The sequence below is a fragment of the Streptomyces sp. NPDC090025 genome (genome assembly GCF_044748125.1).
Classification (GTDB): domain Bacteria; phylum Actinomycetota; class Actinomycetes; order Streptomycetales; family Streptomycetaceae; genus Streptomyces.
The window spans coordinates 110,984-126,287 of sequence record NZ_JBIVFL010000007.1 but is presented as its reverse complement, the minus strand read 5'-3'; the positions used below and the strand labels follow the sequence as shown (position 1 = coordinate 126,287).

Below are 15,304 nucleotides of genomic sequence, written 5' to 3'. Positions count from 1 at the left end.
CAAGGAGTTCACAATGTCCCAGCCCCAGCGCTTCACCGACCGCGTCGTCCTCGTCACCGGGGCCGGTTCCGGGCTCGGCCGTGTCATCGCCCAGGAGTTCGCCGCCGAGGGGGCCCGGGTGGCCGTGGCCGGCCGTACCGCGGCGACCCTCGACGAGACGGTGGCCCTGATCGAGGCGGCGGGCGGCACCGCCCGCGCCTTCACCGCCGACGTCGCCGACGCGGCGGACACGCACCGGCTGGTCGGCGCGACCGTGGCGGAGTTCGGCGGGCTCGACGTGGCCGTCAACAACGCGGGGGTCTTCCGGGGCGGCCACAGCGCCGCCGACTTCCCGCTCGACGACTGGCAGACGCTGCTCGACATCAACGTCACCGGGGTCCTGCACGCCCTCCAGGCGGAGATCGCCCACATGCGCGGCCACGGCGGCGGGGCGATCGTCAACGTCGCGTCCAACCTCGGTGCCCACGTCCGCGTCCCGGGCGTCTTCGGCTACCAGGTCTCCAAGGCGGCGGTGTCCGCGCTCACCCGGGCCGCCGCCCTCGACCACATCGCGGAGGGGATCCGGATCAACGCGGTGAGCCCGGGGGCCTCGGAGTCCACGATGTCGCTCCACCCGGGCGAGACGGAGGCGGAGCGGGCGGTCCGGATGAAGGAGCAGTCGCCGCTCGGCCGGATCTCCTCGGCTGCGGAGGTGGCCGCGGCGGTGCTGTACCTGGCGTCGGACGCGGCGGGCTCCGCCGTCGGCACCGACCTGGTGATCGACGGCGGCGTCTCCGCCTGAGCCCGGAGGCACTGACCCGGGGACACTGGCCCGGAGACAGTGACCCGGGGACACTGGCCCGGAGACAGTGACCCGGGGGCGCGGCGCCGGGGGCGCCGGGGCGCCGTGGGGCGGTTCAGCCCTGCGGCGCCTCGCCCTGCGCGGCGGCCGGGTCCATCCAGAAGACCTCCCAGTGGTGGCCGTCCAGGTCGGCGAAGGAACGCCCGTACATGAAGCCGAGGTCCATCGTCTCCTTGGCCGGGCTGCCACCGGCGGCCAGCGCCCGCTCGGCGAGCTCGTCGGCCTTCTCACGGCTCTCGGCGCTCAGCGTGATCAGCACCTCGGTGTTCTTGGTGGCGTCGGAGATCTGCTTGCCGGGCGCGGTGAAGGTCAGGAACTTCTCCTCGGTGAGGAGCATCGCGAAGATCGTCTCGCTGATCACGACGCAGGCGGCGGTCTCGTCGCTGAACTGCGGGTTGATCGTGTAGCCGAGCTGCTCGTAGAAGCGCTTGCTGGCGTCCAGGTCCTTCACCGGCAGGTTCACGAAGATCATCTGCGGAGCCATGGCGTACTCACTTCCGTCGTTCGTCGTTCCGTCACCCGCGGTGTCGGCGCTTTCGTGAGTACAGACGGGCGGGCCGCCCGGAACTCATCGGCCGATCGGACGTCTCTTCGAAAATCTTTCGAATGCTCGCGGATCGCCCTGGGGGCTTGCGAGCCCTCGGCGATTCTCGCGCGTCAGGCGGCGGAGCGCAGGGTGAGCGCGGCGAGCGGCACGAAGCCGCCGCTGCCGCCGGTCCCGGCGGGCGCGGCGGTGTCGGCGGCGCGCCCGCCGAGGCGCTTGAGCATGGCGAGGGCGATCCGCTCGCCCTGCGCCTTGGCGCGGTCGGCGAGCGGGCCCTGGTGGCGGCCGTCGAGGGTGGCGTGCCAGAGCTGCACCCAGCGCCCGAAGTGGGCGGCGGTGAGCGGCCGTGCCGCGTGCAGGACGGCGTGCGGCGCGAAGGCGTCGCGTCGGTACTCCGCGGTACGGAACAGGGCGCGCTCCCAGAAGTCCGTGATGCGCGGCAGATGGACCTCCAGGTCGGTGCCGGCGATCTCGGTGAAGAACGGCCCGATGAGCGGGTCGTCGAAGGCGGCCCCGTAGAACCGCCGCAGGACGGTGTCGAGATCGGCGCGGGACCCGACATCGGGCAGCCCGCGCCCGGCGCCGACGGCGCCCTCGATCCGCTCGGCGCCCTCGGCGCCCTCGGCTCGGTCGACGCCCTCGGTTCGATCGGCTCGGTCGGCGCTCTCGGCTCGGTCGGTTCGGTCGGTTCGGTCGGTTCGGTCGGCGGAGGCGCGGTCGGACGGGTCGGCGGGGGTGGCACGCATGCCTCTCAGCCTGCCCCCGTCCGGCCCCCTCCCCCAGTGCCGAAGGTCCCCCGGTGCCCTGCTCCCGGCTCCCGGCTCCCTGCTCTCGGCTCCCCGCTACGAGGTCACAGGTCCGTTCCTGGCGTGCGCGGCGGGCGCGGCGTGCGCGTAGCAGCGGCTCGGTTCGGCGCGGCCCTGGGTGCCGCCGCGGCCCAGGAGGGCGGCGCCCAGCGGCGTCAGGGTGTGCAGGACGGCGTTGCCGGTGCGCAGCGTGGCCACGAGTCCCGCGTCGCGCAGGACGCCCGCGTGCTGGCTGGCGGAGGCGAGCGACACTCCGGCCCGGCGGGCGAGTTCGCTGGTGGTGCCGCCGTCGCCGATGGCGTCGAGGACGGCCGAGCGGGTGTGGCCGACGAGTTTGGCGAGCGACGGGAGGCCGGGGGCGCGCACGGTCGGCGCCTCGCAGTGGGTGATCGGGTAGACGAGGACCGGCGGGAGTTCGGGGTCGCGGAGCACGACGGGGGTGCCCCGGCAGAAGAACGAGGGCTGGAGCAGCAGTCCGCGTCCGTCCAGCCACACGTCCCGGTCGACCGGGTAGTCGGCTTCCAGGACGGGGCTGCGCCAGCGCAGCATCGGCGGCAGGGAGGCGAGGAGTTCGTCGGCGCCGCCGTCGAGGAGAGCGCGGCCGCGGCGGGCCCGGTCGGCCTCGACGCGGGCCTGGATGTGGGACCAGTACGGTTCGACGGCCGACCGGTGGTAGGCGCCGAGGGCGGTGAGGAGGCGGCCGAGGGACGCGGTGCCGGCGGTGCCGCCGTCGGCGAGGGTCCGCAGGGCGGAGGGGACGGCGGGGCGTCCGGAGCGGACGGCGCCGATCAGCGAGAGCTCGGTGCGCAGTCGCTCCTCCGGGGTCGCCCGGATCGCGTCAAGCCCCTCGTCGAGGCCGAGGATGCCCTGGGGCGGGGTGAGGAAGTCGGGGAAATAGCCGCGGCTCGGGACGAGCGCCGCGAGCATGCGGGTCTCGCCGCCCAGTCGTATACGCGCTTCGGACCGCCATTCTCCGTAGATGACGGAGCCGCGCCGGTCCCGTAAACGGTGAAAACTGAGAATCGTTTCCCACAGAACATCCGGCTGGGCGGCCATCCGCACGCCCGCCAAGTCGTTTCCGGTGAAATGAATCCGCAGCATGGAACCCCCACCTGTGCACTCGCAACCACCCCCGACGACGAGTATGCACACCATCACTGCACGTTACCAGGGTGTTTCAGCCACACTTGAAAAGCCTCGCGGCGAACGGCCGGAAACCGAAAAGCTGTCCTCCGTCGGGCGGGAAACCTTCAGGACCGAGGTGACGCGGCGAAGACCGTGGGGGGCTTTGGCGCGTCCGGCGGCGGTCGGCGAGGGTTGCGGCTCACCTGCCCGGCAAGAGTAATGGGCGCGGCCTCCGGGTGGGGATCCGGGGGTCGCGCCCGTCTCATTCTTTGCGAAAGTTCGGAATGTTCAACGACCAATAATTCGATGGGTCAATCCGGCGGCTTCGATCGGCGAGTTGAACAGGAACTCACATTTCCCCAACGATCATGCAACAGTGCCCGGGGGACGAAATACGACGGGGCGGACACCTCCGCACAAGGTGTCCGCCCCGTTCTCCTGCGAACCGGAGCCGCCGTCCATCGGTATGAGGGTCGGGGACGAACGACGGCTCCGGTGGTCTTCGCCCGGTGTTCGCTGTGCGAACACCGGGCCGCGGTGATCAGCGGCTGTCGCTGCCCTTCGAACCGGCCGCCGCGCGACCGGCCTCCAGCCGCGCCACCGGGATCCGGAACGGCGAGCAGGACACGTAGTCCAGGCCGACCTCGTGGAAGAAGTGCACGGACTCCGGGTCGCCGCCGTGCTCGCCGCAGACGCCGAGCTTGATGTCGGGGCGGGTGGCCCGGCCGGCCTCGACGGCCTGGCGGACGAGGGCGCCGACGCCGTCCTTGTCGATGGTCTCGAACGGGCTGACGCCGAAGATGCCCTTCTCCAGGTACGCGGTGAAGAAGCTGGCCTCCACGTCGTCCCGGGAGAAGCCCCAGACCGTCTGGGTGAGGTCGTTGGTGCCGAAGGAGAAGAACTCGGCGGCCTCGGCGATCTGACCGGCGGTCACCGCGGCGCGGGGCAGCTCGATCATGGTGCCGAGGGCCAGCGTCAGCTCGACGCCGGTCTCCGCCTGGACCTCCGCGATGACCTTCTCGGCGTCCTCGCGGACCAGCTCCAGCTCCTGGACCGTGCCGACCAGCGGGATCATGATCTCGGCGCGCGGGTCGCCCTTGGCGTCGACGCGCAGCGCGGCGGCCTCGGCGATGGCGCGGACCTGCATGGTGAACAGACCGGGGATGACCAGGCCGAGCCGGACGCCACGCAGACCCAGCATCGGGTTCTGCTCGTGCAGCCGGTGCACGGCCTGGAGCAGCCGCAGGTCGTTCTCGTGCGGCTCCTTGCGGGCCTCGGCGAGCGCGACGCGCACCGAGAGCTCGGTGATGTCGGGCAGGAACTCGTGCAGCGGCGGGTCGAGCAGGCGGACGGTGACCGGGAGTCCGTCCATCGCCTCGAACAGCTCGACGAAGTCCTTCTTCTGCAGCGGCAGCAGCGCCTTCAGCGACTCCTCGCGCTCCTCGTCGGTGTCGGCGAGGATCAGCCGCTCGACGTACTGGCGGCGCTCGCCGAGGAACATGTGCTCGGTGCGGCACAGGCCGATGCCCTGGGCGCCGAAGCGGCGGGCGCGGGCGGCGTCCTCGGCGTTGTCGGCGTTGGCGCGGACCCGCAGGCGGCGGACCCGGTCGGCGTAGGCCATGATCCGGTGGACGGCCTGCACCAGCTCGTCGGCGTCGTCGGCCCCGGCGTGCATCCGGCCCTCGAAGTACTCGACGACCGGGGACGGTACGACGGGTACCTCGCCGATGTACACCTTGCCGGTGGAGCCGTCGATGGAGACGACGTCACCCTCCTCGATGACCACGCCGGAGGCGGTGGTCATCCGGCGGCGCTTGGTGTCGACCTCGAGCTCCTCGGCGCCGCAGACACAGGTCTTGCCCATGCCGCGGGCGACGACGGCGGCGTGCGAGGTCTTGCCGCCGCGGGAGGTGAGGATGCCCTCGGCGGCGATCATGCCGTCCAGGTCGTCGGGGTTGGTCTCGCGGCGGATCAGGATGACCTTCTCGCCGGACCGGGACCACTTGACCGCGGTGTACGAGTCGAAGACGGCCTTGCCGACGGCGGCGCCCGGCGAGGCGGCGATGCCGCGGCCGAGCTGCTCGACCTTGGCGTGCTCGTCGAACTTCGGGAACATCAGCTGGGCGAGCTGCGCGCCGTTGACCCGCTGCAGGGCCTCGGCCTCGTCGATCAGCCCCTGGTCGACGAGCTGGGTGGCGATCCGGAAGGCGGCACCGGCGGTGCGCTTGCCGACCCGGGTCTGCAGCATCCACAGCTGGCCGCGCTCGATGGTGAACTCGATGTCGCACAGGTCCTTGTAGTGCGTCTCGAGGGTTTCCATGATCTGCATCAGCTGGTCGTACGACGCCTTGTCGATGGACTCGAGCTCGGCGAGCGGCACGGTGTTGCGGATACCGGCGACGACGTCCTCGCCCTGCGCGTTCTGCAGGTAGTCGCCGTAGACGCCCTGGTGGCCGGAGGCGGGGTCGCGGGTGAAGGCGACGCCGGTGCCCGAGTCGGGCCCGAGGTTGCCGAAGACCATGGAGCAGACGTTGACCGCGGTGCCGAGGTCGTGCGGGATGCGCTCCTGTCGGCGGTAGAGCTTGGCGCGGTCGCCGTTCCAGGAGTCGAACACGGCCTTGATGGCCAGATCCATCTGCTCCCGCGGGTCCTGCGGGAAGTCCCGGCCGGTGTCGGCCTTCACGATCGCCTTGAACTTCTCGACCAGCGTCTTGAGGTCGGCGGCGTCGAGGTCGGTGTCGCTGGTGACCTTCTTGGCGTCCTTGGCGGCGTCGAGGGCGTCCTCGAAGTGCTCGCCCTCCACACCGAGGACGGTCTTGCCGAACATCTGGATGAGCCGGCGGTACGAGTCCCAGGCGAAGCGCTCGTTGTCCGCCTGGGCGGCGAGGCCGAGCACGGAGGCGTCGGACAGGCCGATGTTGAGGACGGTGTCCATCATGCCGGGCATCGAGAACTTGGCGCCGGAACGGACGGAGACCAGCAGCGGGTTGTCCGCCTGGCCGAGCTTCTTGCCCATCCGCCGCTCCAGGGCGTCGAGGTGCGCGCTGACCTCGTCGCGGAGCGCGGCCGGCTCGGAACCGCTGTCGAGGTACGTCTTGCACGCCTCGGTCGTGATCGTGAAGCCGGGGGGAACCGGGAGACCGAGGTTGGTCATCTCGGCCAGGTTCGCACCCTTGCCACCGAGCAGGTCCTTCAGGTCCTTGTTGCCCTCGGTGAAGTCGTACACGAACTTCTGATCATTGTTTTCCGACACGGGTCCCGACTCCTCGACGACTCGGTTGGCTGCCCTGACGGCGAGGAACATACCCAGATCGAAGGCGTCTGGGGAGGTACGCCTACCGGTCACTCGGTCTTAACCACCCGTCCGCCAGCACATCGAAAGTAACTGTCGAGTAGCTTCCGCTTTCAGACCCCGAAGACCGCTTGACCCAATGGAGGCATTCGCCGCTCACATGAGCGCACAATCGAGCAGTTGTGTTCAACTCTTGAAAGCAAATTGCATGGCACTCCGTGCCACCCTTCAAGCGGGAGAAGGGTCCGGAAACTGCTCATCTGAGCAGCACCCCTATCAAGGGTGGCGAGAATCACTCGCTCGAGAAGACCCCGTTTCCACGATCCGGACCGACGCCCTGCTCAGATGAGCACGTTTCGGGGCTGGTCGCGCCCTCAGGAAGCTCCCTCGGACCGATGGAAACGCACCTCGGGAAAGCGCGGGTCGGGACCGTCGAGCAGGGCCGAGGGACGGCCCCTGAGGTGGGTGTCCAGGAACGCCCCGACATACGCCCGCACCACCCGGTCGGCCCGGTCGCCGTCCATCGGCTGCATCGGTATGCCCACGCTCTTGCCGAGCGGCGCCATGTCGGTGAAGGACAGATGAGCGGTCGCGTCGACGGTCAGCCACCGCTTCCAGCCAGTGAATTCGGGCCAGTCCCGGTCCCAGCTGGTGTCGGGGCCGCCCGGGACGTGGCTCGGCCTGCCGAGGAGCAGCAGCGGGCGGTCCAGGGGCGTGTCGTTGGGGAAGTGGAAGTTGCCGTCCATGTCGACGGCGGCCTTGATCCGGGCGTCCCGGAGCATCGCCGGTATGGTGCTGAACCCTCCGGCCGAGTGCCCGACCATGGCCACCCGCCCGGCGTCGAGCCGCACCCCGCGCCCCGGCGTCCGGCCCCGTGCGGTCAGCTCGTCCAGCACGAACGACACGTCCTCGGCCCGCACCGCGCCGACCTTCGGGAAGTCCGGCCGGGCACAGGGCACGCAGTCGGTGGTCCGGTCCGGGAGGCCGGTGCCGTGCGCTTCGTGGTTGTGGCCCACCGCCGCCACCGCGTAGCCCCGCGAGGCCAGCTCCTCCGCCAGACCGGTGAGCGTCGCCCGGGGCATCCCGAACCCGGGCGAGAGTATGACCAGGGGCAGCCCGCGCGGGGTGGGCAGCGGCAGGGCGTCGACCGTGGAGTGGGTGCGCACGGTGTGGAAGAGGTCCATCGGGAGCGGCGGGTCTGCGGGCAGTTCCCCGCCGTTCATGTCCCGCAGGATCGACTCGACGTAGACCTTCGATTCCGCCTCCGACATGTACGGGGCCCGGATCGCGGACGGCAGCACCGCCGGGTACCAGAGCGACACCATCAACTCCCGGCGCTCCTCCGGCACCCAGGGGTCGGGCCGGTCCCGGTCGGTCAGATGGAGGGTGGTCACCCCTGTCGGCAGCCGCCCGGTGGGCGCGGGCAGCTCGTGCCCTTCGGCCGCCGGGACGCCCGGCGTGACCGCGGAGGCCGCGGCCTGGACGGGCTGTGCGGCCGGGCTTCCGGTCTGCGCGTGGGCGGAGACGGTGGGGAGCAGTGCGGTGATCGTCGCGGTGAGGGCCAGGGCCGCGGCGGCCGGCAGGGTGCGTCGCATGTACGTGTCCTCGGATCGGGTTCCGTGTCGCGACGGTGCGTCACGACCTGGGATCCAAAACTACGCAGAGCGACCGGCCGTGCCATTGGCCCACAGGTGACAATCCGCGACCCCGCTGTACACCCCAGGGTGACAACCCAGGGGTGACCCCGGCGCCCCGCCCCGCCCCGGCCTCGGCCCGGGCCCGGCCCCCGGCCCGTACCGGCTCAGCCGCCGGAGGTGTCCAGCTCGGCTTCCTCGCTGACCCCGGCGCAGTCGTACGGGTCCTTCAGCCAGCCGTCCGGCAGCACGACCCGGTTGTTCCCGGAGGTGCGGCCGCGCGGCCCGTCCGCGCCGGTCGGCCACGACTGGTCCAGGTCGAGCTCGCTCAACTGAGCGGAGAGTTCGTCCAGGGACGAGGTGATGGCGAGCCGCTTGCGCATCTCGGAGCCGACCGAGAAGCCCTTCAGGTACCAGGCCACGTGCTTGCGGAAGTCGATGACACCGCGTGCCTCGTCGCCGATCCACTCGCCGAGCAGCCGGGCGTGCCGCACCATCACGTCCGCGACCGTGCGGAGCCCGGGCTCGGCGTAGTCGCCCGTACCTTCGAAGGCCGCGACCAGGTCGCCGAAGAGCCAGGGGCGGCCGAGGCAGCCGCGGCCCACGACGACGCCGTCGCAGCCGGTCTCCCGCATCATCCGCAGCGCGTCGTCGGCCGACCAGATGTCCCCGTTGCCGAGCACCGGGATCTCCGGCACGTGCTCCTTGAGCCGCGCGATGGCGTCCCAGTCGGCGACGCCGCCGTAGTGCTGCGCGGTGGTGCGGCCGTGCAGGGCGATCGCGGTGACGCCCTCCTCGACGGCGATCCGGCCCGCGTCCAGGTAGGTGATGTGGTCGTCGTCGATGCCCTTGCGCATCTTCATGGTGACCGGCAGGGCGCCCGCGTTGCCGACGGCCTCGCGCAGGATCGCCCGCAGCAGCGGCCGCTTGTAGGGCAGGGCGGAGCCGCCGCCCTTGCGGGTCACCTTGGGGACCGGGCAGCCGAAGTTCAGGTCGATGTGGTCGGCCAGGTCCTCGTCGACGATCATCCGGACCGCCTTGCCGACGGTCTGCGGGTCCACGCCGTACAGCTGGATCGACCGCGGCTTCTCGCTCGCGTCGAAGTGGATCAGCTGCATCGTCTTCTCGTTGCGCTCGACCAGCGCCCGCGTCGTGATCATCTCGCTCACGAACAGGCCCTTGCCGCCGGAGAACTCACGGCAGAGGGTGCGGAAGGGAGCGTTGGTGATGCCCGCCATCGGCGCGAGCACCACCGGCGGCTGCACGATGTGCGGCCCGATGGCGAGAGGAGAGAACACGGTCATTCGCCCATTGTCCCGCACTGCACCACCGTTTCGTCAGCCGTACGATCCCGCTATGCCCGAGCTCACCCGCCGCAGGCAGCAGCTCGTCCTCGCGATCTGCTGCATGAGCCTGCTGATCGTCAGCCTGGACAACACGGCTCTGAACGTGGCGCTGCCCTCGATGCAGCGCGAGCTGCACGCCTCGGTCTCCGGCCTGCAGTGGACGATCGACGCCTACACCCTGGTGCTCGCGTCGCTGCTGATGCTGTCGGGCTCGACGGCGGACCGGATCGGCCGCCGCAAGGTCTTCACCATCGGCCTCGTGCTCTTCGTGCTCGGTTCGCTGCTCTGCTCCCTGGCGCCCAGCCTGGAGACCCTCGTGGCGTTCCGGATGGTGCAGGCGGTGGGCGGCTCGATGCTCAACCCGGTCGCCATGTCGATCATCACCAACACCTTCACGGAACCGGCGGCACGCGCGCGTGCGATCGGGGTGTGGGGTGCGGTGGTCGGTGTCTCGATGGCGATGGGCCCGCTGGTGGGCGGGCTGCTCGTGGAGTCGGTGGGCTGGCGGGCGATCTTCTGGGTGAATCTGCCGATCGGGCTGACCGCCCTGGTCCTGACCCTGCGCTACGTCCCCGAGTCCCGGGCGCCCCGACCCCGGCGCCCCGACCCGGTGGGCCAGGTCCTGGTGACGGTGCTGCTCGGCTCGCTCACGTACGCGATCATCGAGACCGATCCGGTCTTCGCCGGGATCGCCGTGCTGGCCCTGATCGGGGTGCTCGTCTACGAGCCGAGGCGCCGTGAGCCCCTGATCGACCTGCGGTTCTTCCACAGCGCGCCGTTCAGCGGGGCGACGGTGATCGCGGTGTGCGCGTTCGCCGCGCTCGGCGCGTTCCTGTTCATGAACACGCTGTACCTCCAGGACGTGCGGGGGCTCTCCGCGCTCCACGCCGGGCTCTACATGCTGCCGATGGCGGCGATGACCTTCGTCTTCGCGCCGCTGTCGGGGCGGCTGGTCGGCGCCCGCGGGCCACGGCCCTCGCTGCTGCTCGCGGGGACGGCGATGGCGGCCGGCGCGCTGCTGTTCGCCGCCTTCCACGCGGAGACCAGCACGGTGCTGCTGTTCACCGGGTACGTGGTGTTCGGCATCGGCTTCGGCCTGGTGAACGCGCCGATCACGAACACCGCCGTGTCCGGGATGCCCCGCGCGCAGGCCGGGGTGGCGGCGGCGGTGGCCTCCACCAGCCGGCAGATCGGGCAGACGCTGGGGGTCGCGGTGGCGGGCGCGGTGCTGTCGGCGGGCCTGGCCTCGACCGCGTACCACCACGGCGGGACCGGGGCGGCCCTCGAAGGGTTCGTGGCCGCCAGCAAGCCGGTGTACTGGATCGTCACCGGCTGCGGTCTGTGCGTGCTGCTCGCGGGCGCGCTGACCAGCGGGGCGTGGGCGCAGCGGACGGCGGAGCGGACCGCCCGCCGTCTTGAGGCCGAGGACGGCCGTCAGCCGACGGCGACGACCGGCCGGGCTCCGTCGGCCTGACCGGTATGCGCGGTGTGGCGAGCGCTCTCCTCGGCCAGGATCAGCCCCTGAAGGCGCTCGACCCCGGCCCTGCTGGCCTCATCGACGGGCACGTAGGTGACGAGCCGGGGCCCTGAGGTGGGGCCGAGCCAGAGGTTGTTGTGCTCCAGGCGCAACAGTCCGACCAGGGCGTTGTCGATCAGCTTGACCCTGCTGGACTGGTCGACCACGTCGTGCCGGGCCCAGATCCGGCGGAATTCGGGGGACGCCTCCTGGAGCCGGTGCAGGAGCGCCTTCCAGGCGGGTTCGGCGAGGTGCTCGGCCATGGCGGCACGGAGCTTCCCGGCGAGCGAGTTCAGGACCTCGGGCAGGTCGGCGACGGTGGACCGGAAGGCGTCGTCGGTGAAGGCGAGCCAGAGGCTGTTGCGGTCCTCGCGGGGCAGCGCGTCCAGGTCGCGGAAGAGCCGCCCGAAGGTGCGGTTGTAGGCGAGGAAGTCGTAGCGGCCGTTCTGGACGGCGGCCGGGATCGGCTCCAGCTGGTCGAGCAGGGCGCGCATGGCGGGGGTGACCGTGGGGCACGGGGTGTCGGGGTGCGGGTCGGCCTGTTCGGCGAGCGAGAAGAGGTGGGCGCGCTCGGTGGGGTCGAGCAGCAGGGCGCTCGCGAGGGCGTCCAGGACCTGCGGGGAGACCTGGATCGGTCTGGCCTGCTCCAGCCACGTGTACCAGGTGACGCCCACGGCGGAGAGCTGGGCGACCTCCTCGCGGCGCAGCCCGGGGGTGCGGCGGCGCATGCCGCGCGGCAGCCCGACCTGCTCGGGGCTGATCCGCTCGCGGCGGCTGCGCAGGAAGGCGGCGAGCTCGTGCCGCCGGATGTCGGGTTCGGCCACCATGACGCTCATGCTCCTAGGATGCCGGGCCGCTCAGCCCATTGCCAGGTAGTGCTGGTACCAGGATAAGGAGACTCTGGTACCAGGCTAAAGACGGGCGGATGCTCGGTTGCGTGACTACGACAACCTCCCCGTCCGCCCCCTCGGCCGCCGTCGGCGCCGCCGCCGTCCCGGTCGTCGACCACGCCCGGCCGGTGCTCGGCGCGCTGGGCCTGTTCACGGTGCTGCTCGGCGCGGCCCTGCCGCTCATCGACTTCTTCATCGTCAATGTCGCCCTGCCCACCATCGACCACGATCTGAACGCCGGTCCGGCGATGCTGGAGCTGGTCGTCGCGGGCTACGGCCTCTCGTACGCCGTGCTGCTCGTGCTCGGCGGCCGGCTCGGCGACCTCTTCGGGCGCCGCAAGCTGTTCCTCGTGGGCATGGCGGCGTTCGGCGTCACCTCGCTGGCCTGCGGGCTCGCCCCGGACGCCTGGACGCTGGTCGGCGCCCGGATCGCGCAGGGCGCGGCGGCGGCGCTGATGCTGCCGCAGGTCCTCGCGACCATCCACTCCGCCACCTCCGGTGCCCGGCACGCCCGTGCGCTCAGTCTGTACGGGGCGACCGCGGGTCTGGCGATGGTGACCGGGCAGATCCTGGGCGGCGTCCTGGTGGCCGCCGATGTGGCGGGCACCGGCTGGCGGTCGATCTTCCTGGTGAACGTGCCGGTGGCGGTGGCCGGTCTGCTGCTCGCGGTGCGCGCGGTGCCGGAGACCCGGTCGGACCGTCCGGCGCCGGTCGACGTGCCCGGCACGCTGCTGCTCGGGGTCGCGCTCGTGACGCTGCTCGCGCCGCTGACCGAGGGCCGGGCGGCGGGCTGGCCGCTGTGGACGTGGCTGACGCTCGGCGTGTTCCCGTTCGCGGCGGCGGCGTTCTGGTGGGTGGAGCGGCGGGCGGACCGCAGGGGCGGGACGCCGCTGGTGCCGCCGAGCCTGCTGCGTCTGGTGTCGCTGCGGCGCGGGCTCGCGATGGTGCTGCCGTTCTCGCTGAGCTTCGGCGGCTTCATGTTCGTGATCGCGGTGGCGCTCCAGCAGGGTCTGGCGATGGGCGCGATCGCGGCGGGGCTCGCGCTGGTGCCGATGGCCGTCGCCTTCTTCGGTGCCTCGCTCGCGGGTCCGCGGTTGGTCCGGCGCTGGGGTGTCCGGGTGGTTCCGGCGGGTTCGCTGATCCAGGCGGCCGGGATCGGGCTGCTCGCCTGGACGGTGGCGCGGGGCTGGCCCGACCTGTCGGGCTGGGACCTGCTGCCGGGCATGGCGGTCGCGGGCTTCGGCCAGGGCTTGCAGCTGCCGGTGCTGTTCCGGGTGGTGCTGTCGGAGGTGCCGGCGGAGCGGGCGGGTGTGGGCAGCGGGGTGATGGTGACGGCGCAGCAGTCGGCGCTGGCGCTCGGTGTGGCCACCCTCGGCTCGCTGTTCCTGTCGCTCGGCGGATCGCCAGCGGAGATGGGATCGGCGCTGGTCACGACGCTGCTGGTGCAGCTGGGCGTGGTGCTGGTGACGCTGCTGCTCAGTCTGCGGCTTCCCTCGATGGAGTGACAGATATTGAAATCTGTCATCGGTCATGCCATGGTTGAGAGGTGCCACCCCGCCGGCCCCTCCGGCGGACCTCTCAGCAAGGAGCACCCCCATGACCTCCCTCACCACCACCCCGGTCGCCCTCCCCACCCGCCGCCTGGGCGCCACCGGCCCGCAGGTCTCCGCGCTCGGCCTCGGCTGCATGGGCATGTCCGCCCTGTACGGCGAGGCCGACCGCGCCGAGTCGATCGCGACGATCCACGCCGCTCTCGACGCGGGCGTCACGCTCCTGGACACCGGCGACTTCTACGGGATGGGGCACAACGAGCTGCTGATCGCCGAGGCGCTCCGCAGCGCTCCGGCCGCCGCTCGCGAACAGGCCCTGACCAGCGTCAAGTTCGGCGCCCTGCGCACCGCGGAGGGCGGCTGGACCGGCTATGACGGCCGGCCGAACGCGGTGAAGAACTTCGCGGCCTACAGCCTCCAGCGGCTCGGCACCGACCACATCGACATCTACCGGATCGCCCGCGTCGACCCCGACGTGCCGATCGAGGAGACCGTCGGAGCCATCGCCGAGCTGGTCGAGGCCGGGCACGTGCGCCACATAGGTCTCTCCGAGGTCGGCGCCGAGACCCTGCGCCGGGCCGCCGCCGTCGCCCCGATCGCCGACCTCCAGATCGAGTACTCGCTGATCTCCCGCGGCATCGAGGACACGATCCTGCCCACCGCCCGCGAGCTGGGCATCGGCATCACCGCGTACGGGGTGCTGTCCCGGGGCCTGATCAGCGGCCACGTCACCCGCGACCACGCCTTCGAGGCCGGTGACTTCCGCGGCATGTCGCCCCGCTTCCAGGGCGCCAACCTCGACCGCAACCTGGAGCTGGTCGACCGACTGCGCGCGGTCGCCGAGGCCAAGGGAGTGAGCGTCGCCCAGACCGCGATCGCCTGGGTGCTCGCCCAGGGCCCGCGGCACGGCGCGGACATCGTCCCGCTGGTCGGCGCCCGCCGCCGGGACCGGCTCGCGGAGGCCCTCGGCGCCATGGACATCCGGCTCGACGCGGCCGACCTGGCGGCCATCGAGGCCGCCGTGCCGACCGCCGAGGTGGCGGGCGCGCGCTACCCGGAGTCGCAGATGGCCGACCTCGACAGCGAGCGCTGACCGGCGCCCCCTGACAGGTACTGTCGTTCCATGGCCGCCACCGAAACCCTCACCGCCGAGCGCATCCTCGAAGCGACCGAGGAGGTGCTCCGGCGCTTCGGCCCGGCGAAGGCCACCGTCGTCGACGTCGCCCGGGCCCTGGGCGTCAGCCACGGCAGCGTCTACCGCCACTTCCGCACCAAGGCCGCGCTCCGCGAGGCGGTCACCGAGCGCTGGCTGTCCCGCACCGAGGTGGCCCTGGCCGAGCTGACCGGCACCCCCGGGCAGCCCGCGCCGGAGAAACTGCACGCCTGGTTCGCCACCCTCTTCGAGGCCAAGCGCCACAAGGCGGGCGACGACCCCGAGCTGTTCGCCACGTACAACGTGCTGATCGACGAGAACAGCGGCGTGGTCGACCACCACCTGGAAACCCTGGTCGGCCAGCTCCGCACCATCGTCGAAGCGGGCACCCAGGAGGCCGAGTTCACCGCCGCCGACCCGGAGGCCACGGCCCGCGCCCTGTTCTACGCGACCGCCCGCTTCCACGACCCGGCCTACGCCCCGGAGTGGCAACGCCCCGCGATCGACGCCGAGTTCGAGTCGGTCGTCGAGCTGCTGCTGCGCGGCCTGCGCCCTTAGCCGCGACGGCCTCGGCCGCATGGCGCGGCGGCCCGCCAGGCCCACGACG

The 15,304-nt window shown here is 71.8% G+C and carries 12 protein-coding genes; 5 read left to right on the top strand and 7 right to left on the bottom strand.

Annotation, left to right across the window (positions count from 1 at the left end; all coding sequences use genetic code 11):
* Positions 1-13: 13 nt before the first annotated feature.
* Positions 14-781 (top strand): SDR family NAD(P)-dependent oxidoreductase, encoded by a 768-nt coding sequence (locus ACIPXM_RS18475; protein ID WP_401656449.1) that lies wholly within the window; start codon positions 14-16, stop codon positions 779-781.
* A gap of 115 nt (positions 782-896) precedes the next feature.
* On the opposite strand, the gene ACIPXM_RS18470 is transcribed toward ACIPXM_RS18475, so the two are convergent.
* From ACIPXM_RS18470 to dusB, 6 genes are all read right to left on the bottom strand, one after another.
* Positions 897-1,325, bottom strand: coding sequence for a VOC family protein (locus ACIPXM_RS18470; protein WP_401656447.1), 429 nt, complete (start codon positions 1,323-1,325; stop codon positions 897-899).
* A gap of 173 nt (positions 1,326-1,498) precedes the next feature.
* Positions 1,499-2,131 carry a group III truncated hemoglobin gene (locus ACIPXM_RS18465; RefSeq protein WP_401656445.1) on the bottom strand — a complete coding sequence of 211 codons (633 nt, stop codon included), beginning with the start codon at positions 2,129-2,131 and terminating at the stop codon, positions 1,499-1,501.
* Positions 2,132-2,227: 96 nt separating this feature from the next.
* Positions 2,228-3,292 (bottom strand): ArsR/SmtB family transcription factor, encoded by a 1,065-nt coding sequence (locus ACIPXM_RS18460; protein ID WP_401656443.1) that lies wholly within the window; start codon positions 3,290-3,292, stop codon positions 2,228-2,230.
* A 565-nt stretch (positions 3,293-3,857) separates the two neighbouring features.
* A complete protein-coding gene (gene ppdK / locus ACIPXM_RS18455) occupies positions 3,858-6,569 on the bottom strand; it encodes a pyruvate, phosphate dikinase (RefSeq protein ID WP_401656441.1) in 2,712 nt (903 codons plus the stop codon).
* Between the two features lie 413 nt (positions 6,570-6,982).
* Positions 6,983-8,203 carry an alpha/beta hydrolase family protein gene (locus ACIPXM_RS18450; protein WP_401656439.1) on the bottom strand — a complete coding sequence of 407 codons (1,221 nt, stop codon included), beginning with the start codon at positions 8,201-8,203 and terminating at the stop codon, positions 6,983-6,985.
* Positions 8,204-8,409: 206 nt separating this feature from the next.
* Complete coding sequence (dusB, locus tag ACIPXM_RS18445; protein WP_401656437.1) at positions 8,410-9,546, bottom strand: tRNA dihydrouridine synthase DusB; 1,137 nt, start codon at positions 9,544-9,546, stop codon at positions 8,410-8,412.
* A gap of 52 nt (positions 9,547-9,598) precedes the next feature.
* Here dusB and ACIPXM_RS18440 point away from each other — a divergent pair, with 52 nt between their 5' ends.
* Positions 9,599-11,062, top strand: a complete 1,464-nt coding sequence (locus ACIPXM_RS18440) for an MFS transporter (protein WP_401656435.1) — start codon at positions 9,599-9,601, stop codon at positions 11,060-11,062.
* On the opposite strand, the gene ACIPXM_RS18435 is transcribed toward ACIPXM_RS18440, so the two are convergent.
* Complete coding sequence (locus ACIPXM_RS18435) at positions 11,023-11,931, bottom strand: helix-turn-helix transcriptional regulator (RefSeq protein ID WP_401656918.1); 909 nt, start codon at positions 11,929-11,931, stop codon at positions 11,023-11,025. The genes ACIPXM_RS18440 and ACIPXM_RS18435 overlap by 40 nt on opposite strands.
* Positions 11,932-12,029: 98 nt before the next feature.
* Between ACIPXM_RS18435 and ACIPXM_RS18430 the strand changes: the two genes are divergently transcribed.
* From ACIPXM_RS18430 to ACIPXM_RS18420, 3 genes are all read left to right on the top strand, one after another.
* Positions 12,030-13,499 (top strand): MFS transporter, encoded by a 1,470-nt coding sequence (locus ACIPXM_RS18430; protein WP_401656433.1) that lies wholly within the window; start codon positions 12,030-12,032, stop codon positions 13,497-13,499.
* A gap of 91 nt (positions 13,500-13,590) precedes the next feature.
* Positions 13,591-14,637, top strand: a complete 1,047-nt coding sequence (locus ACIPXM_RS18425) for an aldo/keto reductase (protein ID WP_401656431.1) — start codon at positions 13,591-13,593, stop codon at positions 14,635-14,637.
* A gap of 30 nt (positions 14,638-14,667) precedes the next feature.
* Positions 14,668-15,255: a TetR family transcriptional regulator gene (locus ACIPXM_RS18420; RefSeq protein ID WP_401656429.1), complete on the top strand. Its 588-nt coding sequence runs from the start codon at positions 14,668-14,670 to the stop codon at positions 15,253-15,255.
* Positions 15,256-15,304 lie beyond the last annotated feature (49 nt).